Below are 18,656 nucleotides of genomic sequence, written 5' to 3'. Positions count from 1 at the left end.
GCGGGTGCGGCTGCTGGGCGAACTGGGGCCGACGGCGGCGCGCGAGCGGGCGCAGCGGCGGCTGGAGGCCTGGCTGGCCGGCGAGGCCGGACGGGCGCTGAAACCGCTGGCGCGGCTGAAGGGGGCGGTCGAGAGCGGGGCGCTGAAGGGCTTGCCGCGCGGCATCGCCTTCCGCCTGATCGAGGCCGGCGGGGTGATCGACCGGCGTGCGGTCGAGCGTGACCTCGCGGCGCTGAGCCAGGTCGAGCGGCGGACGCTGAGGACGTTCGCCGTGCGGATGGGGACCCATTCGGTCTGGCTTCCCGGCCTGCTGAAGGCGCGGGCCCGGGCGCTGGCCCAGGCCTTTGTCGCCGGAGAACCGTTCCGTCCGGGCGCAGCGGCCCTGACGGCCCTGCCCGAAACGCCGCCCTCGCCGCGTCTGCTATCGGCGTTCGGTCTGCGCGCCGTCGGCAGGGTCGCGGCCGGGGTGGAGATGCTGGAGGCGCTGGCCGAGCGGCAGGCGGCCGGCAAGGGGTTGCTGAACGAGGCCGATCTGGCGGCGCTGGGTGTTTCGCTGGAGGAGGCCAAGGCCCTGACCGCGGCGCTCAAAGCCTCACGCGCGCAGAAACCGGATCGGGACGACCGCCCGAAAGCCGTGAAGGACTCGCCGTTCGCCGCCCTCTCAGCCCTGACCGCGCCGCCTTCACCGGCCCGCGCGAAACGCAAACGCCCCCGCCGGAGCCGCGCGCCCGCATGAGCGAAACGGGCTGCCGCATCGACGTCTGGCTGTGGCGGGCGCGGTTCGCGAAAACCCGGGCGCTGGCCGCCGCCATGGTCGAGCGCGGCGTGGTGCGGCTGACCCACAACGGCCTCCAGGCCCGGCTCGACAAGGCCAGCCGCGCGGTTCACGTCGGCGATACGCTGGTGTTCGCCCTCGGCGGCCGGTTGATGGAGCTGACGGTCGAGGCATTCGGCGAACGACGCGGTCCGGCGGAAGAGGCGCGGGCGCTCTACACCCTGCGGCAACCCCTCGGTTGACAGCGACCCTTGGCGGGGTCATGTGCGCTGCCCGTTCCTCCCGCCCTCCGAAAGCGCCCCAGACCGCCCCATGACCTACATCGTCACCGACGCCTGTGTGAAATGTAAGTTCATGGACTGCGTCGAGGTCTGCCCGGTCGACTGCTTCTATGAGGGCGAGAATTTCCTCGTTATCGCACCGGACGAATGCATCGACTGCGGCGTCTGCGAGCCGGAATGCCCGGTCGACGCTATCAAGCCCGACACCGAGGACGAGCCCGACGGCAAATGGCTGATGGTCAACGCCGACTACGCCAAGGTCTGGCCCAACATCACGGTCAAGGGCACGCCCCCCGCCGACGCCGAGAAATTCGAGCGCGAGACGGGCAAGTTCGAGAAATACTTCTCCGAGAAGCCCGGCAAGGGTTCCTGAGCCCCCCCGCCCCAAGGGGGCTGCCCCGGCTCGGTGGGGATTTCCAGTCCCATGCGCGCTGACGCTGTGGACGTTTTGAAATTCCGCAATTTTGTGATAGGTTCCTGTCATTGGGTCGGGCGGTAAGCGATTTTCTCGCGCCGCCCGCGTTTGCGACAGAACTCCGCCCACGAAGGCGGGGTCGGCCAGAGGTTTGGTGATCCGTTTCCACAGCTGACGTCTGAATTTGCAGCACCGCCGACGGGAACCCGTCTTCGGAGAGCGCACGGGTGTCTTCAGTGTTTTCGTCTCGCCTCCCCTGCGCCGGGAAAGGAATGACATGACCACCAAGAGCGTTCTGGAATTCAAGGTTGGCGACGCGGTCGTCTATCCGGCGCACGGCGTCGGCAAGGTCGCGGCGGTTGAGGTCCAGGAAGTCGCCGGCATGTCGCTGGAAGTTTACGTGGTCACCTTCGACCACGAGAAGATGACCCTGCGCGTCCCGACCAAGAAGGCCAAGACGGCGGGCCTGCGCTCGCTGGCCGCCGACGACGTCGTGACCAAGGCGCTGACGACCCTCAAGGGCCGCGCCCGCATCAAGCGCACCATGTGGTCGCGTCGCGCCCAGGAATATGAAGCCAAGATCAACTCGGGCGACCTGATCTCGATCGCCGAGGTGGTCCGCGACCTGCACCGCGCCGACAGCCAGCCGGAACAGTCCTATTCGGAGCGCCAGCTCTATGAATCGGCGCTGGACCGCATGGCCCGCGAAGTCGCCGCCGCCAACCGCATCGACAAGGACGCGGCCGTCCAGCTGCTGTCCAAGTCGCTGAGCGCCAAGAAGGCCGTCATCGCCGCCGCCGAGGCCGCGGAAGAAGCCGAGGCCGAGGCCGAAGCGGCCTGATCCTGCGCATCGCCGAACGAAACGGAAGGCCCGGGAGCGATCCCGGGCCTTCTGCCATTCAGCCGCCCGGGCCGGTCCCGGAGACGCTTTCCAGATAGGCGATCAGGTCGGCGATCTCGGTCGACTCCAGCTCAAAGGCGGGCATGGCGGGGTGGGCGGTGACCAGGCCCTCGGCGAAGGCCTCCTGAAGATCGCGTACGGGGTACTGGACCCCCATGGTCCGGAACGGCGGGGCGGCGGACATGGGGCTGTCGCCGGATCGCTCGACGGCGTGACATCCGGCGCATTTCGTCTGCACGAGCATCGCCCCGCGATCGGCGGAACCCATGATGACGGGATCGGTGCCGGTCTGGCGGACGGCTTCGCCGGCGCAGCCGCCGAGTGTCAGAGCCGCGAGAGCGGCGATCAGTCGGCCTGTCATTGTCTTGACCCTCCGGGCGACGTCGCCACGAGGACGACCCGCCCCTGCCTGGACCACAAATGCGCTCCGGGCGTTGTTCCATAACAAAGCGGGTCCACGCCCGTTCCGGCACCTGTCGGAACAGGAAGCCTGTTCAACGGAAGCCACGCCATGACCCAGTTCCACCACATCCGCCTCGAGCTTGCCAGGGAGGCCGGCCATCCTGCGGGCGCGCCGAACGAAGGCTATGACATCGTCGCCCCGCTGGACGCCGAAGGGCGGCTGGATGGAGACGCCCTGCGCGACGCGCCGGAGCGCGGACATGTCCGCCGCTTCTCGCAGGATGCGACGGTCGGCAAGGGCCAGCTGCGTCAGGGCCCCGGCGGCCGCTGGATTCTCGACATGGAAGAAGGCGTCGCCGACGACGCGACCGGTTTCCGCTTCGGCGAGGAGCGGTTCGTCGTCGGCGAATATGTCAGCCTGTCGCTGCCCTCGGGCGAGCAGCACACCTATGTCGTGGCCCGGGTGGTCGAGGTCTGAGGTCTAGAAATACTCGGCCCCGGCCGGGCACTGGGCGGCGAGTCGCCGCGCGGTGATGCTGGCGGGAATATAGGGTGTGCCTCGCGCCAGCTGGGCCCCGCCGCGGAAGGTGAAGCTTTCCGGCTGATAGGTTCCGGTCAGCCGGACGTTGACCCGCCGTCCCTTGCGGTCCTCGCAGACGCCCTCGAAGCGGGCATTGCCGTCGCCGACCTGGCGCACCGGATAGGTGCACTGCCAGCGGCGCGTCGACAGGCCGCCGAAGAAGCGGTTGATCTCGCTGGGGCGGACGCATTTGGTCTCGGTGTCGCCCTGGCCCAGAGCCCGGGTCGTATATTCCCAGTAGCCCGCCAGCACGGGCGGCGGCGCCGACTGGGCCGGGGCGGCCGGGCCTGCGTACGGCGCGGTCGCGGGCGCGGACAGCAGGACGGCCCCGGTGAGAACGGGAACGAGACGGATCAGGGCGGACGACTTCATGGAACGGACCCTCGACGGCGGAGCTTCGCCACATCAGTAGATGCGATATATGGCCGGAATTGAACGGCGGCTGAACGGGCCGTAACCCGCCTCAAGCCTTGACGGGGCGCGGTGACTTCCACTATACGGCCCCCTCTCGCGCGGGGACCCCATCCTCGCGCGCCTCTGTTTCATGCGCCCGCACGGTTTCGCGGCCCGCTCCTGCCCAAGGATAGTCAGATGTCGCGTCGCTGCGAACTCACCGGTATCGGCCCCATGGTCGGCCACAGCGTGAGCCACTCGAACGTCAAGACCAAGCGCCGCTTCCTGCCGTCGCTGAAGACGGTCAAGGTCGCCTCGGAAGCCCTGGGCCAGACCTTCAGCCTGCGGATCTCGAACGCCGCCCTGCGCACCCTCGACTTCAAGGGCGGGCTTGACCCGTTCATCGTCAAGGCCAAGGACGAGCAGCTGTCGCTGGCCGCCCAGCGCATCAAGCGCCAGGTCAAGGCCAAGATCGCCGAACAGGCCGCCGCCGCCTGATTGGCGACAGCGTCAGGATTTGAAGGGGCCGGCGGAAACGCCGGCCCTTTTTGTTTGCGCACAGGCTCGGCACACTGCCGCGATGACCCGCGACGAGATGTACGCCTACGCCCTGTCCCTACCGGAAGTGGAGGAGTCGACGCTGCACGGCGTCCGCTGCGTGCGGCTGCGGGGCAAGCTGCTGATCAACGACACCCGCCTGCCGGACGCCGTCTCCCTGTCGCTGGACCATGGCGATATCGACCTGCTGATGGAGACCGAGCCGCAGACCTATTTCAAGACGCCGCATTTCGAGGGCTGGCCCGCTGTCCTGGTGCGCTACGAGGCCGCAGAGGACGACCGCCTGCGCGAGCAGATCGACAAGGCCTGGGCGCGGCGGGCGACGAAGGCCCAGCGCAAGGCGCGGGGCCTGCCCGACTGAAGATTACGGGATGTTCATTTGTCGGGCCATGCCGATCGCCTAGGGTTCCGGCCCATAAACGGGAAACGGGGCCAGGCCATGCTGAAGACTTTCGGACGTACCTTGACGATGACCTGCGCGCTGGCGCTGCTGTCCGGCGCGGCCATGGCCCAGGACCGCAATGCCGAGGGCGGCCCGGAATCGTCCGCCTTCACGCTGGAGACCGACCAGCCGCGCACGCCGGAGCAGGAAGCGGTCCGGTTCGACAAGGCCGATGTCTCGATCACGGTCCTGCCGGCCGAGAAGGCCATCCGCGGCGTGGGTGTGCTGGACTTCACCGTCCTGGCCCCGATCGACAGCCTGGTCGTCGAGCTCGACGCCCTGTTCGATGTTTCCGAGGTCCAGGTCGACGGCCAGACGATCCCGGCCGATCGCTGGAGCAATCCGGAAGGCCGGATGACCATCCAGCTGCCCCGCCCGCTGGCGGCCGGCGAACGGACCTCGCTGCGGATCGCCTACGGCGGTCAGCCCCGGACGGCGCGCCGCGCGCCCTGGGACGGCGGCTTCGTCTGGTCGACGGCGCCCACGGGCGAGCCGTGGATCGCGACGGCGGTGCAGCTGGAAGGCTGTGATCTGATCTTCCCCTGTATCGACAACTCCAATGCGGAGCCGGGGCAGGTCGACATCCACATCACCGTGCCGTCCAACCTGTCGGCCCCGGCCAACGGGACCTTCCAGGGCAAGGTCGACAATGGCGACGGGACCTCGACCTGGAACTGGTCGATCCGCAATCCGAACATCTATGCGGTCAACCTGAACATCGGCCCCTATGAGGAGGTCTCCGGCCAGTACCAGAGCCGCTTCGGCAATGTGATCCCGATGCATTTCTGGCACCTGAAGTCGGACAAGCCGGAGGACGTCGCGGCCCTGTTCGCGGAATTCCCCCTGATCCTGGACTTCTTCGAATCCACCGTCGGGCCGTACCCGTTCGGTTATGAGAAGATGGGCGTGGTGGAGACCCCGCACCTGGGCATGGAACACCAGACCATCAACGCCTACGGCAACGGGTACGAAATCGACGAGCGCGGCTATGACGACCTGCTGCAGCATGAGTTCTCGCACGAGTGGTTCGCCAACCAGCTGACCAACTGGAACGCCGACGACATGTGGCTGCACGAGGGGTTGGGCAGCTATATGCAGCCCCTCTACGCCCGCTGGCTGCGCGGCGAGCGCTACATGCACCGCGAACTCGCCAACCAGCGCGACGGGCTGATGAACCGGGCGCCGGTGGTCTCGCGGACGCCCAAGACCGTCGACGATGTCTACAACCGGCCGACCGGCCCGGGCGGCGACATCTATTCCAAGGGCTCGCTGATCGCTCACACGATGCGGATGACGATCGGTGACGAGGACTTCTTCGAGGCCCTGCGCATCCTGGTCTATGGCCGCCCGGACCCCGCGCCCGGCAATTTCGTCCCGCAGATCCGGTCAACGCCGGAGTACAACCGGATCGTCAATCAGGTGACCGGCCGGAACTACGACTGGTTCTTCAACGCCTATCTCTATGAGGCGTCCCTGCCCGTGCTGACCCAGACCCGGGACGGCGACCGGCTGAACCTGGCCTGGTCGACGCCCGCCGGCGTCTTCCCCATGCCGGTCGAGGTCGAGGTCAACGGCACGGTCCGGACGGTCGAGATGCGCGACGGCCGTGGCTCCATCGACACCCCCCGCGGCGCGATCGTGATCGTCGATCCGGAGAACAAGGTGCTGCGCCAGCTCGACGAGGTCGATCGCCTGCGGGCCTATCAGCGGGCTCAGCGCGAGCGGCGGGCGGCGGAGAACGGTTCGGGCGGCGGCCACTAGGGAGGCCGGGGTCATGTCGAAATCCAGCCTGCGGCGGGCCGCCCTCGCCGCCACCGCCCTGACGCTCCTTAGCGCCGGAGCCGCCGCCTCGCAGGAGGCCGCGGCGCCGGTGCGGGAGTCCACGGCCTTCACCCTCAACACCGACCAGCCGCGCACGGCCGAACAGCTGGCCATGCAGTTCGACAAGGCGGACCTGTCGATCCGGGTCATGCCGGAAACGAAGACCATCGACGCGGTCGCCGTGCTCGAATTCACCGCCACCGCCCCGTTGGCGGCCGTGGTGGTTGAGCTGGACACCGTGCTGACGGTGTCGTCGGTGCAGGTCGACGGGCGCGAACTGGCGGCCGGCGGCTGGACCAATCCCGAGGGCCGGATGACCATTCCGCTGGCCGAACCGCTGGCGGTCGGCGAAACGGTTTCGGTGCGCATCGCCTATGCCGGCCCGCCGCGCGTGGCGCCCAACGCGCCGTGGGACGGGGGCTTCGTCTGGGGCGCGACGGCGGACGGAACGCCGTGGATCGCCACCGCCGTCCAGGGCGAGGGTTGCGACATCTTCTGGCCCTGCATCGACCACCCGCTGGCCGAGCCGGCCCGGGTCGACCTGCACATCACCGTGCCTTCGAACCTGTCGGCCCCGTCGAACGGGCGCTTCCTCGGCACGGTCGACCATGGCGATGGCTGGACCACATGGAACTGGTCGGCGGCCCATCCGAACACCTACGCCATCGCGCTCAACATCGGGCCCTATGCGGAGCGGACGGTTCAGTACGAAAGCCGCTTCGGCAACACCTTCCCGCTGACCTACTGGCATCTGGAGAGCGACGATCCGGCGAAGGTCGACGCCCTGTTCGCCCAGTTCGCGCCGATGATGGACTTCTACGAGGCGACCGTCGGCCCCTATCCGTTCGCGGACGAGAAGATGGGCGTGGTCGAGACGCCCCACCTCGGCATGGAGCACCAGACGATCAACGCCTATGGCAACGAGTACAAGCTCGACGGCCGCGGCTTCGACTGGCTGCTGCACCATGAGCTGTCGCACGAGTGGTTCGGCAACCAGCTGACCAATCGCAACGCCGACGACATGTGGCTGCACGAGGGTTTGGGCAGCTATATGCAGCCCCTCTACGATCGCTGGGTGAACGGCGAAGCGTGGATGCAGTCCGCGCTGGTCGGCCAGCGCAAGGGTCTGCGCAACCGGTTCCCGGTCGTCTCCGGCTCCGAAATGACCGAGGAGCAGGTCTATAACGGCGAGATCGGGCCGGGCAACGACATCTACTCCAAGGGCTCGTTGATCGCCCATTCGCTGCGCATGCTGATCGGCGACGAGCCGTTCTTCCGGTCCGTGACCCGGCTGGTCTACGGCACGCCCGACCCGCGGCCGGGACAGTTCCAGCCGCGCAACGGCACGACCCGCGAGTTCCTCGCCATCGTCAATGAGGAGACCGGCCAGGATCTGGGCTGGTTCTTCGACGGCTATCTCTACCAGGCCGCCCTGCCCGATCTGCGCCAGACCCGGGAGGGCGACGTGCTGGCTCTGGAGTGGGTCACCGGCGGCGACGGCGACTTCCCGATGCCGGTCGAGGTCGAGATCAATGGCCGGCGGCAGACCGTCGCCATGACCGGCGGACGTGGCCGGATCACCGCCCCGGCGGACGCCCAAGTGCTGATCGATCCGGACAACAAGGTGCTGCGCCGGCTCGTACATATCGAGGCATGGCGGGCGGCCGGCGGGCGGGGCGGCTAGACCGCCTCCGCCGTCACCGACTGCCGCACCAGCTGGCAGTTCCCCTGGGTGGTCAGGAAGGCGATGTCGGCGGCGTCGCGACCGCAGGCGATGCGGACCAGACCCTCGACCGGGGCGAGCCCCGTCGGATCGACCAGCCACCAGCCGTTCGACAGCCAGACCTCGAAGATGGCGTGGAAGTCGGGCGGGCTGAGCTGGTGCGCGAAGGCGCTGACCGCCCGCGCCGGAATGCCCGAGGCGCGGCACAGGGTGATGCCCATATGGGTGAAGTCGCGGCACACGCCGGCGCGGTCGATGAAGGTCCGCGCCGCCGTTGTCTCGCTGTCCGAGGCGCCGGGCTCATAGTCGATCTCGGCCTTGATCCAGTCGAGGATCTTCAGCACCCGGTCGCCCCCGACCGTGCCGCCGAAGGTGCGCTCCGCAAACCGCCCGAACTGGTCAGAGGGACAGTAGCGGCTGGGGTTGAGATAGGTCAGGACCTCGGCCGGCAGGTCGTTCCAGTCGTGCTGGACGGTGACCGGCGGCAGACCCTTGAGCACACCGTTGTCGACCACCGCCTCATAGGTCAGGGCCACCTCGCCCGAGAGGTGGGCGCGCAGGGTCCGCGCCCCGAACTCCACGTCCTCATCCTGGATGAAGTCGATCGCCGGCGTGGTGGTCAGGCTTTCCTCGAGAATGGTCTGACCCGGCCAGTGGGCGACCTGGATCTTGTAGATGGCGTCGGTCGGGGGATCGAAGCGATAGACCAGTTCGGCGCGGACGCGGATTTTCATGAGGGCTCGACTGAAGCAGGACGGGCCTTTCGTCAACGGCGCGGGCTCGCCGCCGTTCCGTGAACCCTACGGCTCCAGCTCGATGTCCCAGTACAGATAGTCGAGCCAGGTCCAGCGCTCACTACACAGAACGGCAGTGGCTGGAGCCCGCGCCGTGCTCAACAGAAAGATATCGCCTTTTGGTGATCGGATCGCGCATACGATTGGGATGCGGGCGATCATCTACATCCGGTTCAGTTCGAAAAAGCAGGAGCGCGGAACGTCGCGCGAACGCCAACTCGATGATTGTCGGCACCATTGCGACCGAATGGGATGGACGGTCGTCGAAATAATCGAAGACCTCGGGGCCAGCGCCTGGAAGGGCGACCACCTCACCTCAGGAAATCTCGGGAGGTTCGCCCAACGGGCTCGAAACGGCGAGTTCGATGATGGAACCGTCCTCGTCGTGGAGAAGCTGGATCGCTTGAGCCGCCTGGAGGTGCGATTCACTCAGCGCTGGATGGAGGATATGACCGACCTCGGCATTGGCATCGCGACCGTAGACGGCGCTCGTCACTACACCCGCGAAACCCTCCGGGCGAACCCCATGGAGACCATTGAAATCCTCATGGCGGGGCGCCTCGCTCACCAGGAGAGCCAGCAGAAGTCGCTTCGGGTGCGTGACGCGATCCGCCGCCGCCAGGATTTGGCTGCATCGACGATGAAGGCAACCTCCGCAGTGATGCCGGGATGGGTTCGGTTCGGGAGCGACGGGCAGTTGGAACTCGACCAACAGCGGGCGGCAATAGTGCAAGACATTTACCGCTGGTCCGCAGAGGGCATCGGATCACACACGATCGCGACACGGCTCAACCGCGCGAAACGATTAACTTGGTCCGGCAAGCCCTGGCAGCCATCGACGATCTACAAAATCCTGGATTCTTGCACGGTCGAGGGCGACTTCCAGCCGACCAGCGATGGAACCGCCCGAGGCGACAAGTTGGTGGGCTTCTATCCCCGCGTCGTCGAACCAGATTTGGTTCAACAAGCACGTGCAGCCAAGGCCCGTCGCCGGGGCATGCGGTCCATGGGGCCATCGCGAGATTTCGTAAACGTGTTTCAGGGGCTGGCTCGCTGTGGCGAATGCCATGGGCGCCTTCACGTCCAGAAGTGCTGTGACAGTCGTGGCGTGATACGGCGATATTTCCGCTGTGACCGGGCCGCCCGACACGCTGGTTGCTCGCGTAAGACAATGTTCCCCTACGGGCGCGTAGAGGATGCGATCCTCGACAAGATGCTTCATCTCGCGCTCGACGATCAGTTTTTCTCCCGCCCTGACAGCATCCGCCCGCTGGCGAACGAGGTCGCCGGGCTAGAAAAGCTGGTTTGCGACCTCAAGCAACGGTCCCTTCGCCTAATCCGCCTTCTGACAAGGGTCGACGAACCCGACCCGGTGATGGTTGAGGAGCAATCCAACCTGCGAAGGCAAATAGCGACCACGGAAGCACGCCACGCAGCGGCCAAGGCTGAACTCAATCGTGCGCGCGGCAACGCCTCGCCTGACACTCATATGAAGCGCGTCATGGAAATTCGGGAGGCTATGTCGTCAGATGACCTCGACACCGCCATGGCGGCACGGCGTGCCATTCGTGATGCCATGCCGGGCGTTATCGAGGTGATCCTGAGCGATCTGAGCCCATCCGGTGAGCCGATGATGATGGTCGCATTGATCGGCGGGCTGATCGGATTTCGGGTTTCAGCAAAGACCGGCATGGTGTCCGATCACTACGATCTGACACCCCAACTCATCGCAAACCCACGCTTACGCATTGGTGCCACTTCATACCGGCCCGACGGTGCCGCACGCTTGGATTTAGTGCTCCGCAGACAAGCGAAGTGTTGAACGTGGTCGCTCCGATCCCGACAGGCCATCTAGGCGCTCGGCCCGAAGGGCTGCTCCTATCGACGGAGTGGTCGTCCAGTGGGCTCGGGAACTCTATTTGGGCGCCCCCCGTTTCCTGGTTAGGCTCCCTATCGATCTACAACGGGTCCAGGGTGATGATCGTGAGCGGGCCTTGGTGTTCTCGGGATACGATGAAGCGACCCCTCAGGCCCCAATCAGGGCCAATCCTGGTGAGGTCTCGGGAGGTGCGGAGAATGAGATTATCCGTCCGAACTTCCAGGTCGCCTGAGCGGTAGGCGAACGTGTCACCAGCGCTCTGAGATATGCGAACATTCAAGGCGATGGTTGAGCCGTGATGTCGGCCGATCTCTTCCATAGCCTCCTCGAAGTTCGTGCTGTCGATACGGCGGAGCGTGAGTTGGATGGGCGTGGACATCCGACCCTCCGTCTGCCTTCCGATCCGCGCACAGGCGGCGGCAGTGCTGGAGAGATAGCCGCTTGGGTCTTCGAGATTCACCTCGATCTGGTCGTTGATCGTGATCTTACGGCTCCGGTTCATTTCCCCGATAATCCCGGTGAGGCTCGTCCAATTTCGCGCGACTTCTGATCCCTCGGGATGGCGAAGCTGGAAGGCGTAACTCTGTGAGAAATAGCCGTCGGGGTCGCGACGCAAGACGATCTCCCGATTGCCGGACCGCACGCGGATCGAGGTTTCCGACCCCCATCCCTCCGCCACCATTTTGAAGTCGGCGAGATGGTTATCGAAGTTTCGGCAACGGAACCTGAGGGCCAGAAACGGTCCGGAATCGCCGGTATCAACTCCAGTTAGATCGATAGGGATCGTCCAACCGGCACCTCGCTCATCGGTGACAACGGCCGTCTGAGGGTTGGCCACGCGGGAGGTGGACGGACTGTGGGCGGCGACCGTCGTGGCGGGCCTGCCTGAGGACCGATCGCGCTCCTCGCTACAGGCGCTCAAAGCAATCAAGCACACGCCCACCAGCAGACCCATTTCGCCCCTCATCGTCACCCTCCGACATGGAGATATTCCATAAGGCGAAAGGGAAAAACTGCCTATGTGATTTTTCCATATAGGTGGTCTGCCAGTTCCAACTGGCGGGCCGCCAAATGCCGAAGACGGTTTTCGGGGGAGACCACCATCATCTCGTCGCCGTGGTGATGGAGGCAAGGAAGCGGTCGGGCCTCACACAGGGTGAGGTGGCGGCTCGGATCGGTAAGGATCAGACATTCATTTCGATCATCGAACGTGGCCAACGGCGGATCGATGTCCTGGAGTTCGTGGCCCTGACGCGGGCGATGGGGGCTGACCCGGAGAAGCTATTTCGCGACGTGCTGAAGCGGCTTCCGAAGAAATTCGATATTTGAGCGATCGGGGCAGATGATGGTGAAACGCTCGATCACCGACGAAGAGATCGCGCTGATTAAGGCCATGCTCGCACAGGGCATGAAGAACAGCGCAATCCAGTTCCACTTCAATCGGCCCGACCGCCCGGTGAACTCGGGCCGCATCACCACCATCCGGGACGGCACCTACAGCAATTCAGCCAGCATCGAGGCGGCCACAGAAGCTGAACTCAACCGCTTTCTAACCAAGAGGGCCGGGTCCCACCCCGCCTCACCACTAGACGGCTCAGTCATCAACGCGATGTTCGAAAGCCTGCCGAACGGAAGCTGGCGCCTGAAGGACGGGGAGTCCGACGACCGTGAATGCAAGGCGAACTTCGGGCTTACGCACGCGCACCATTGGGTCAAAGCCGCCGCCGCCCTAGCCAACAATCGGGGCGGCTACATCTTCATCGGGGTAGCCGATAAGGGTGCTAAAGGTCCAGCCGGTGAAGACCTCTCCGATATCGTGATCGGAATGGCGGGCTGCGAGTTTGAGAACGTCGATGCGGCCGACATCACCAACAAGCTGAAGTCGCTCCTCGAACCAACACCACGCGTTAGCCGGACCACTATCGAGGTCGGCGGAAAGCGGGTTGGTGTTTTCCACGTCGAGCGACACCCCGGTCGCCCAGTCATCGCCACCAACGGTGACGGGAAGAACATCCGCGAAGGCGATATTTTCTACCGGTATCCGGGTCAGTCGCGACGCATCAGCTATGGCGACCTCCGTGCACTCCTGGACGATCGGGACACGCAGGCCCGGCGCGACATCCTTCCCCAGGTCGAAAGACTGCTCGAACTCGGCCCGCAGCGGGCACTGCTAGCCGACCTCGCCACGGGGGAGCTTCTGGATGGCCGCACGACGATCACGATCGACCCGAAGCTGATCGAGCAAATCAACTTCATTCGTGAAGGCAGCTTCGACGAGGTAGATGGAGCGCCTGCGCTGAGGCTCGTCGGTCAAGTAGTAGCGGCCAGCGATCCCGGCGACATCTCCAGTCGCGGGGCGATCACGGACGACACCCTGCTCAAGAATTTCTTGAAGCAAGAAACGATCAGTCAACCTCGCGAATACATCCGCTACGCGGCGGGAGCGGGACATGCGAGTTGGCTCCCTCTACGCTACTTCGCGCACCGGGGCGGCCTTGATCTTGCGGGTGCGATCGCGGCTGTTAAGGAGGCCGACGGAACGTCGTCCCGCAAGCAAGCACTGGTCGCCAAGCTTCAAAACCCGACTGCTGCCCACAACAACTTCCCCGGAAGTCCGAAAACCATCGAGGCCAAACTCAAGTTGGGAGAGGTGGTCGAACCCACAGACGTGAAGAGCGCATCGCAGGTTGCCCAGGCAGTATGCGGTCTGGACGACCTGGAAGCGTTGAGTGGACCAGTTCTATTGGGCCTGCTGGAAAGATGTCGGACCCTTCTTTCCGGCCAGCCCGCGATGAGCCACCTGAGGCGGGCGGCATGTCGCGTCGATGAGTTGATGTATCCGCTGGGTAGCTAATTCTACCACTCCCCGGACCGATATCGCGTCAGTTGCCGTTGAGCCCCATCTCACGCGTTTGCAGCTTGCTCTTCCAGAGAACTTCCATGCGCAGAATGTCGTCGGGGCTCGCGGCGGACCCAGCGACTTCCAGGATGGAGACCTGGTAGTCGCTGGGTTCCCGGCTACGCAGGCGCACGTTCCCGCCGTCGCCCGTGATGGCGTAAGCCATCCAACGCCCCCAAAACCCGTCCGCACCATCGGCCTTCCCGACATACTGCTCCTTCGTGCGGGGGCAGGTCAGCAAGTAGATGCCGCGCCCTTCACGCAGGAAGTCGACCCAGCGGTCCGGAAGGGTTGGGACTACCGACAGCGGTTCGATGAGTTCGAGGTAGCCGGGGAAGGCCGGTTCCTCGACGCTCCGAAGCAGTTCGATGATCGGCTTGTCGGTCGTTCCCTTCTGGCCCCAGGCGCGCGTGCCCGCACCCCAATCGACGACGAGCCGCCCTACGTATTCGGTAAGCTCGGGGCGGATTTGGCAGTCGTAGCGATCGGCCACGTCGGCGTTCAGGATTTCGCCCGTCAGAGCATCGATCTCGCCTCCGGCCACCGGCCCGATCAATCGGACTTCGTAAATCCCGATGAAGATCGTTCGACCCTGCCGCGTCGGCGCGAAGGCCGCCCAATACGGACGACTGAAATAGCTGCGATCCTTCCGAGCCTGGATCGATTGATAAGCCTCGAATGCCGAGCGATCGGCCCTCCAGGAGCCGAAGGGGTCAACGATGCCGCCCGGACAGTGACGAAGCAGGTTCACGGCCTTCGGATCGAACCCGGCGGATTCCAGTAGCGGTCGGAAGCTCAGCATGAAGACATTGGTAGCGCGCCAACTCTGCGTTGGCGACTAAAGCGGCTCCCCCTAAGGTGTCGGAATGAATCCCGTTGAGATCGAAGAAGCCGTTTCCAACCTAGCGCTTGAGCCGTTTGATCGGGCCGAGTTCCCGTTCCAGTTCCTCAGGGCCTTCGACAACCCCGAGACCACGATCAAGCGGCTGCGTTCGGGTTCGACCAATCAGTCCGACATCCCCAACGGCGTGCTTCAGCGGAGCAACATCCACATCGCCACCTGCGCTATCGGCGAGGTTGACGCAACGCTGAAGGCGCTGCGTGAAAGCCCCAAGACCACCTTGGCCAAGGCCAAGTTCATCCTGGCGACCGACGGGGAAGCATTCCAGGCCGAGGACCTGAACGGCGGCGGCACGGTGGCGTGCACCTACGGCGAGTTTCCGGATCATTTCGGGTTCTTCCTGCCGCTGGCCGGGATCACGACGGTTCGGGAAATTCGCGACAGTTCTTTCGACATCAAGGCGACGGGCCGCCTGAACCGGCTCTACATCCAACTCCTCAAAGAGAACCCCGACTGGGCCAACGCCGACCGCCAGCACGACATGAACCATTTCATGGCGCGACTGATCTTCTGCTTCTTTGCCGAGGACACCGACATCTTCCTGACCGAGGGCCTGTTCACGACAACGGTTGAGCAGATGTCGGCGGGCGATGCCGCCAACACCCACACGGTGATCGGCGAGATTTTCCGTGCGATGGACACCAAGCCCGAGGACCGGAATTCAGCGGACCTTCCCCGCTATGCGGTCAAGTTTCCCTATGTGAACGGCCAGCTTTTCAGCGGCGGCACCGACGCGCCCAGGTTCAGCAAGGTCGCTCGGTCCTACCTGCTGCACATCGGCAGCCTGAACTGGCGCAAGATCAACCCGGACATCTTCGGTTCAATGATCCAGGCGGTCACCGACGACGATGAGCGCGGCTCGCTGGGGATGCACTACACCAGCGTGCCGAACATCCTGAAGGTCTTGAACCCGCTGTTCCTGGATAACCTGCGGCAGCAGCTTGAGGAGGCTGGGGCCAACGGCCGCAAGCTCCTGAACCTTCGCAACCGGATGGCCCGGATCAGGGTGTTCGATCCTGCCTGCGGCTCAGGCAACTTCCTGGTGATAGCCTACAAGGAGATGCGGGGGATCGAGGCCGAGATCAACAAGCGTCGGGGCGAGCCCGACCGTCGATCCGACCTTCCGTTGACAAACTTTCGGGGCATCGAGCTTCGCGACTTTCCCGCAGAAATCGCGCGGCTCGCGCTCATCATCGCCGAGTATCAGTGTGACGTGCTCTGTCGGGGCCAGAAGGAAGCGGTCGCCGATTTTCTGCCGCTCGGGTCTGAGAACTGGATCACCTGTGGCAACGCCCTGCGTCTGGACTGGCTGAGCATCTGCCCCAGCACGGGCACGGGCGTGAAGGTCACATCCGATGACCTGTTTCAAACGCCTCTCGATCAGGCCGAAATCGACTTCGAAAACGAAGGGGGCGAAACATACCTTTGCGGCAACCCCCCCTACATTGGGACAAAGTATCAGGACAAAGGTCAAAAGATGGACCTGGAGGCGATATTTGCCTCTGAGGGCTTGAAGTTTGGCAACCTCGATTACGTGGGCGGTTGGATTAAGAAGTGTTGTGCATATTTGGCGACCGTTCCTGACGCTAGGGCCGCGCTTGTTACAACAACAAGCCTGTTCCAAGGCGAGCAGGCTGAGATTGCAAGCGCGATATTTAAGCGCCATGCAGTCGTAGTTGAGTGGTGCCACGACACTTTCAAGTGGTCGAACCAAGCGGCAAATAATGCTGGGGTTGCATGCTGCATAGTCGGCCTTGCGCCTGTCGGCGCGGCCCATGTCCGCCGAGTTTATTTCGATACGAGCGTGCGAGTCGTCGATAGTATATCCCCATATCTCGTGCCCGGCCCTGACACCGTGGTCGTGAAATCCAGCGCGCCCATATCGATGATCTCCCCGATGAGCTACGGGAGCATGTCGAACGATGACAATGAGTTCGCCATATCCTTTGGCGAATACCTCCGCCTGACTCCTCAAGCCAAAGAGGCGAACGGTCTGGTCAAAATCGCGGTTGGCGGAAATGAGTTCATCAAGGGGCTTATCCGACCGATGATTTATGTGGAGTCGGAGCGACTTCTCTCCGACGCGGAACGCGAAGTTCTTGCGCCCGTGGCCGAAAAAGTGAAGTTATATCGAGAGAAGAGTCCGCGTGAGGCGACACGAAAGCTCGCAAGCGTTCCGCACTTGTTCGCCGAGCGCAGGCACACTTCAATTCAAAAAGTGTTTGTGCCGCAGATACTGTCGGAGCGTCGCCCCTACATTACGGCCGGTCTCCTCGCGCCCGAGGAACTGGTTATTGCGCCTCACATGCAGATTGTGGGGGGTGGCCCGCTTGAACTGGCACTACTTTCGTCGAAACTCCACCTAGTGTGGATTTCCACTGTTTGCGGAAAGCTTGAGACGCGCCTGCGTTACTCGAACTCGATCGGGTGGAACACATTTCCCGTGCCTAAGCTGACAGCGCAGAATGTGGCGGACTTGAAACGGTGCGGGGAAGAAATCCTGCTCGCGCGAGAGGCCCATTTCCCAGCTACCATCGCCGAACTCTATGATCCGGAGAAAATGCCGGACGACCTTTCCCGCGCCCACGAAGCCAATGACGAGGCGCTCGAACGCATCTACATCGGGCGGCGCTTTCGAAACGACACCGAACGGCTAGAAAAGCTGTTCGAACTCTACACCAAGATGACCACAAAGAAGGCGGCGGCGTGAGCGAGCCTGATCGGGTGTTCCTGCAAATGTGGGGTCCGACGCGCGGACATCTGATAGCCAACCACGAGTTCTATGTCGCGGAAGCCAAACGACGGCTGCTCGATCAGTTCGACGACGCTGCGATGAAGGCCGATGCCGAACAGCATGCAAATGCGTGGCTGGCCGAACGAGCCAAGTATTTTAATCCGGATCGGGATGATCCCGGCGATCATTACGAGGCCGCCTACGACGAGAACATCAGCTTCTATCTAAGCCTTGTAGGTCTTCGCGACAGCACGCGCCTCAGCATCATCGCGGGTATGTTCCACGAGTGGGAGAAGCAAGTTCGAGACTGGCTTGGCCGAGAATTGGGTCACCATGGGCTCGGAAGGCACGCCCATGCGGCTGTATGGTCGGTTCGGATCGATGACCTTTTCGATCTGTTTGAAAACTGCTCGTGGCCTGTCAGGGCCTCGGATTTCTTCCCTCAGCTACAACGCTGCCAACTGGTCGCCAACGTTTACAAGCATGGCAACGGACCGTCCTTCGACACCCTGAAGGAGTTGGCCCCCGACCTCGTTGAAGGTCTGGATCGACCTGCCTTTTTTGTCTCGGCCCTGGACCACACGTCACTTAGCGTCAGCGACGAAAGCCTCGCATCATTTGCCGAGGCGATTACCGCCTTCTGGCGACAGCTTCCGGAAAACACATTCTTCTCGCAGGTGCGCGCTGTCCCCAAGTGGCTGGATAGGGCGCTCCGCAAAGAGGGCGAGGGAAGGACCTGATGTTCGCTCCTGTCCCCTACAGCCAACTCAACTCGCGGCAGCAGGAAAACTACAACTTCCACAAGGTGGCGGCGCGAATGGCCGACTACGGGTTCAACTGCCTCCGCCTGACCGATGATTGGCAGGGCGCAGACTTCATCGCTTGTCACATCGATGGCCAGACGTTTTTGAAGGTGCAGTTGAAGGGGAGGTTGTGCCTGGACAAGAAGTATGTGGGGAAGAACATCCACATCGCCTTCCTTCGCGGAGACGATTGCTTCGTCTATCCACATGACGAACTGCTCGACACGGTGCTGGCGAGCGGAGCGTTAAACGAAGATAGCGAGCGATGGCGCGACCACGGCCAACGGCATTGGCCGCAGCCGCCGGTTTGGGGGCTATCATTTCTCGCTGCATACAGGCTGTGAGTTACGACATG

At 63.9% G+C, this 18,656-nt stretch carries 19 protein-coding genes and 1 pseudogene; 15 read left to right on the top strand and 5 right to left on the bottom strand.

What is annotated here, in order from left to right:
- From B2742_RS03005 to B2742_RS02990, 4 genes and pseudogenes are all read left to right on the top strand, one after another.
- Positions 1-736, top strand: a pseudogene (locus B2742_RS03005) (phosphonate-binding protein); the annotation flags it as partial.
- Positions 733-1,017: an RNA-binding S4 domain-containing protein gene (locus B2742_RS03000; RefSeq protein WP_292062790.1), complete on the top strand. Its 285-nt coding sequence runs from the start codon at positions 733-735 to the stop codon at positions 1,015-1,017. The pseudogene B2742_RS03005 and the gene B2742_RS03000, both read left to right, overlap by 4 nt.
- A gap of 70 nt (positions 1,018-1,087) precedes the next feature.
- Positions 1,088-1,429: a ferredoxin FdxA gene (gene fdxA, locus B2742_RS02995; RefSeq protein ID WP_284221922.1), complete on the top strand. Its 342-nt coding sequence runs from the start codon at positions 1,088-1,090 to the stop codon at positions 1,427-1,429.
- A gap of 319 nt (positions 1,430-1,748) precedes the next feature.
- Positions 1,749-2,312: a CarD family transcriptional regulator gene (locus B2742_RS02990; RefSeq protein WP_292062788.1), complete on the top strand. Its 564-nt coding sequence runs from the start codon at positions 1,749-1,751 to the stop codon at positions 2,310-2,312.
- A gap of 58 nt (positions 2,313-2,370) precedes the next feature.
- On the opposite strand, the gene B2742_RS02985 is transcribed toward B2742_RS02990, so the two are convergent.
- A complete protein-coding gene (locus B2742_RS02985; RefSeq protein WP_292062786.1) occupies positions 2,371-2,733 on the bottom strand; it encodes a c-type cytochrome in 363 nt (120 codons plus the stop codon).
- Positions 2,734-2,883: 150 nt separating this feature from the next.
- On the opposite strand from B2742_RS02985, the gene B2742_RS02980 reads away from it, so the two are divergent.
- Positions 2,884-3,252 (top strand): hypothetical protein, encoded by a 369-nt coding sequence (locus B2742_RS02980; RefSeq protein ID WP_292062784.1) that lies wholly within the window; start codon positions 2,884-2,886, stop codon positions 3,250-3,252.
- A 3-nt stretch (positions 3,253-3,255) separates the two neighbouring features.
- Here B2742_RS02980 and B2742_RS02975 read toward each other — a convergent pair whose 3' ends face one another.
- Positions 3,256-3,726, bottom strand: coding sequence for a DUF3617 domain-containing protein (locus tag B2742_RS02975; RefSeq protein ID WP_292062782.1), 471 nt, complete (start codon positions 3,724-3,726; stop codon positions 3,256-3,258).
- A 219-nt stretch (positions 3,727-3,945) separates the two neighbouring features.
- On the opposite strand from B2742_RS02975, the gene rpmB reads away from it, so the two are divergent.
- The 4 genes from rpmB to B2742_RS02955 all read left to right on the top strand — a co-directional run bounded on the left by rpmB (position 3,946) and on the right by B2742_RS02955 (position 8,252).
- Positions 3,946-4,245 (top strand): 50S ribosomal protein L28, encoded by a 300-nt coding sequence (rpmB, locus tag B2742_RS02970; protein WP_292062781.1) that lies wholly within the window; start codon positions 3,946-3,948, stop codon positions 4,243-4,245.
- 82 nt (positions 4,246-4,327) lie between these two features.
- A complete protein-coding gene (locus B2742_RS02965; protein WP_292062779.1) occupies positions 4,328-4,666 on the top strand; it encodes an MmcQ/YjbR family DNA-binding protein in 339 nt (112 codons plus the stop codon).
- Between the two features lie 78 nt (positions 4,667-4,744).
- On the top strand, positions 4,745-6,508 hold the full coding sequence (locus tag B2742_RS02960; protein WP_292062777.1) for a M1 family metallopeptidase: 1,764 nt from the start codon (positions 4,745-4,747) through the stop codon (positions 6,506-6,508).
- A gap of 13 nt (positions 6,509-6,521) precedes the next feature.
- Complete coding sequence (locus B2742_RS02955) at positions 6,522-8,252, top strand: M1 family metallopeptidase (protein ID WP_292062775.1); 1,731 nt, start codon at positions 6,522-6,524, stop codon at positions 8,250-8,252.
- Here the strand turns inward: B2742_RS02955 and B2742_RS02950 are convergent.
- Positions 8,249-9,025, bottom strand: coding sequence for a transglutaminase-like domain-containing protein (locus B2742_RS02950; protein WP_292062772.1), 777 nt, complete (start codon positions 9,023-9,025; stop codon positions 8,249-8,251). The two genes, B2742_RS02955 and B2742_RS02950, sit on opposite strands and share 4 nt — an antisense overlap.
- Positions 9,026-9,179: 154 nt before the next feature.
- On the opposite strand from B2742_RS02950, the gene B2742_RS02945 reads away from it, so the two are divergent.
- The gene (locus B2742_RS02945) at positions 9,180-10,907 is read left to right on the top strand and encodes a recombinase family protein (RefSeq protein WP_292062769.1); all 1,728 of its coding nucleotides are present in this window, start codon (positions 9,180-9,182) and stop codon (positions 10,905-10,907) included.
- A gap of 136 nt (positions 10,908-11,043) precedes the next feature.
- On the opposite strand, the gene B2742_RS02940 is transcribed toward B2742_RS02945, so the two are convergent.
- Entirely contained in the window at positions 11,044-11,919 is an 876-nt protein-coding gene (locus tag B2742_RS02940) for a hypothetical protein (protein WP_292062766.1), read from the bottom strand.
- 116 nt (positions 11,920-12,035) lie between these two features.
- Between B2742_RS02940 and B2742_RS02935 the strand changes: the two genes are divergently transcribed.
- Positions 12,036-12,293 (top strand): helix-turn-helix domain-containing protein, encoded by a 258-nt coding sequence (locus tag B2742_RS02935; protein ID WP_292062763.1) that lies wholly within the window; start codon positions 12,036-12,038, stop codon positions 12,291-12,293.
- A gap of 13 nt (positions 12,294-12,306) precedes the next feature.
- Entirely contained in the window at positions 12,307-13,818 is a 1,512-nt protein-coding gene (locus B2742_RS02930) for a helix-turn-helix domain-containing protein (RefSeq protein ID WP_292062759.1), read from the top strand.
- A 28-nt stretch (positions 13,819-13,846) separates the two neighbouring features.
- Here the strand turns inward: B2742_RS02930 and B2742_RS02925 are convergent, their stop codons facing one another.
- Positions 13,847-14,665 (bottom strand): GIY-YIG nuclease family protein, encoded by an 819-nt coding sequence (locus B2742_RS02925; RefSeq protein WP_292062758.1) that lies wholly within the window; start codon positions 14,663-14,665, stop codon positions 13,847-13,849.
- A 64-nt stretch (positions 14,666-14,729) separates the two neighbouring features.
- On the opposite strand from B2742_RS02925, the gene B2742_RS02920 reads away from it, so the two are divergent.
- Genes B2742_RS02920 through B2742_RS02910 form a run of 3 tightly spaced genes read left to right on the top strand, consistent with a single transcriptional unit; the run spans position 14,730 to position 18,645 of the window.
- Complete coding sequence (locus B2742_RS02920) at positions 14,730-17,474, top strand: class I SAM-dependent DNA methyltransferase (protein WP_292062754.1); 2,745 nt, start codon at positions 14,730-14,732, stop codon at positions 17,472-17,474.
- On the top strand, positions 17,471-18,238 hold the full coding sequence (locus B2742_RS02915; RefSeq protein WP_292062752.1) for a hypothetical protein: 768 nt from the start codon (positions 17,471-17,473) through the stop codon (positions 18,236-18,238). Before B2742_RS02920 ends, B2742_RS02915 begins: the two co-directional genes overlap by 4 nt.
- On the top strand, positions 18,238-18,645 hold the full coding sequence (locus tag B2742_RS02910; RefSeq protein ID WP_292062750.1) for a hypothetical protein: 408 nt from the start codon (positions 18,238-18,240) through the stop codon (positions 18,643-18,645). The genes B2742_RS02915 and B2742_RS02910 overlap by 1 nt, the downstream gene beginning before the upstream one ends.
- Positions 18,646-18,656: the final 11 nt, after the last annotated feature.

The organism is Brevundimonas sp. UBA7664, assembly GCF_002483305.1.
Lineage (GTDB): Bacteria > Pseudomonadota > Alphaproteobacteria > Caulobacterales > Caulobacteraceae > Brevundimonas.
Note: the sequence above shows the minus strand (reverse complement) of the source record. Positions and strands in the feature narration are given on the sequence as shown.

Excerpts from the sequence above, each read along its gene's own strand:
- B2742_RS03000 (WP_292062790.1), top strand. The coding sequence starts at position 733 with ATGAGCGAAACGGGCTGCCGCATCGACGTCTGGCTGTGGCGGGCGCGG.
- fdxA (WP_284221922.1), top strand. The coding sequence starts at position 1,088 with ATGACCTACATCGTCACCGACGCCTGTGTGAAATGTAAGTTCATGGAC.
- B2742_RS02990 (WP_292062788.1), top strand. The coding sequence starts at position 1,749 with ATGACCACCAAGAGCGTTCTGGAATTCAAGGTTGGCGACGCGGTCGTC.
- B2742_RS02985 (WP_292062786.1), bottom strand. The coding sequence starts at position 2,733 with ATGACAGGCCGACTGATCGCCGCTCTCGCGGCTCTGACACTCGGCGGC.
- B2742_RS02980 (WP_292062784.1), top strand. The coding sequence starts at position 2,884 with ATGACCCAGTTCCACCACATCCGCCTCGAGCTTGCCAGGGAGGCCGGC.
- B2742_RS02975 (WP_292062782.1), bottom strand. The coding sequence starts at position 3,726 with ATGAAGTCGTCCGCCCTGATCCGTCTCGTTCCCGTTCTCACCGGGGCC.
- rpmB (WP_292062781.1), top strand. The coding sequence starts at position 3,946 with ATGTCGCGTCGCTGCGAACTCACCGGTATCGGCCCCATGGTCGGCCAC.
- B2742_RS02965 (WP_292062779.1), top strand. The coding sequence starts at position 4,328 with ATGACCCGCGACGAGATGTACGCCTACGCCCTGTCCCTACCGGAAGTG.
- B2742_RS02960 (WP_292062777.1), top strand. The coding sequence starts at position 4,745 with ATGCTGAAGACTTTCGGACGTACCTTGACGATGACCTGCGCGCTGGCG.
- B2742_RS02955 (WP_292062775.1), top strand. The coding sequence starts at position 6,522 with ATGTCGAAATCCAGCCTGCGGCGGGCCGCCCTCGCCGCCACCGCCCTG.
- B2742_RS02950 (WP_292062772.1), bottom strand. The coding sequence starts at position 9,025 with ATGAAAATCCGCGTCCGCGCCGAACTGGTCTATCGCTTCGATCCCCCG.
- B2742_RS02940 (WP_292062766.1), bottom strand. The coding sequence starts at position 11,919 with ATGGGTCTGCTGGTGGGCGTGTGCTTGATTGCTTTGAGCGCCTGTAGC.
- B2742_RS02935 (WP_292062763.1), top strand. The coding sequence starts at position 12,036 with ATGCCGAAGACGGTTTTCGGGGGAGACCACCATCATCTCGTCGCCGTG.
- B2742_RS02930 (WP_292062759.1), top strand. The coding sequence starts at position 12,307 with ATGATGGTGAAACGCTCGATCACCGACGAAGAGATCGCGCTGATTAAG.
- B2742_RS02925 (WP_292062758.1), bottom strand. The coding sequence starts at position 14,665 with ATGCTGAGCTTCCGACCGCTACTGGAATCCGCCGGGTTCGATCCGAAG.
- B2742_RS02920 (WP_292062754.1), top strand. The coding sequence starts at position 14,730 with ATGAATCCCGTTGAGATCGAAGAAGCCGTTTCCAACCTAGCGCTTGAG.
- B2742_RS02910 (WP_292062750.1), top strand. The coding sequence starts at position 18,238 with ATGTTCGCTCCTGTCCCCTACAGCCAACTCAACTCGCGGCAGCAGGAA.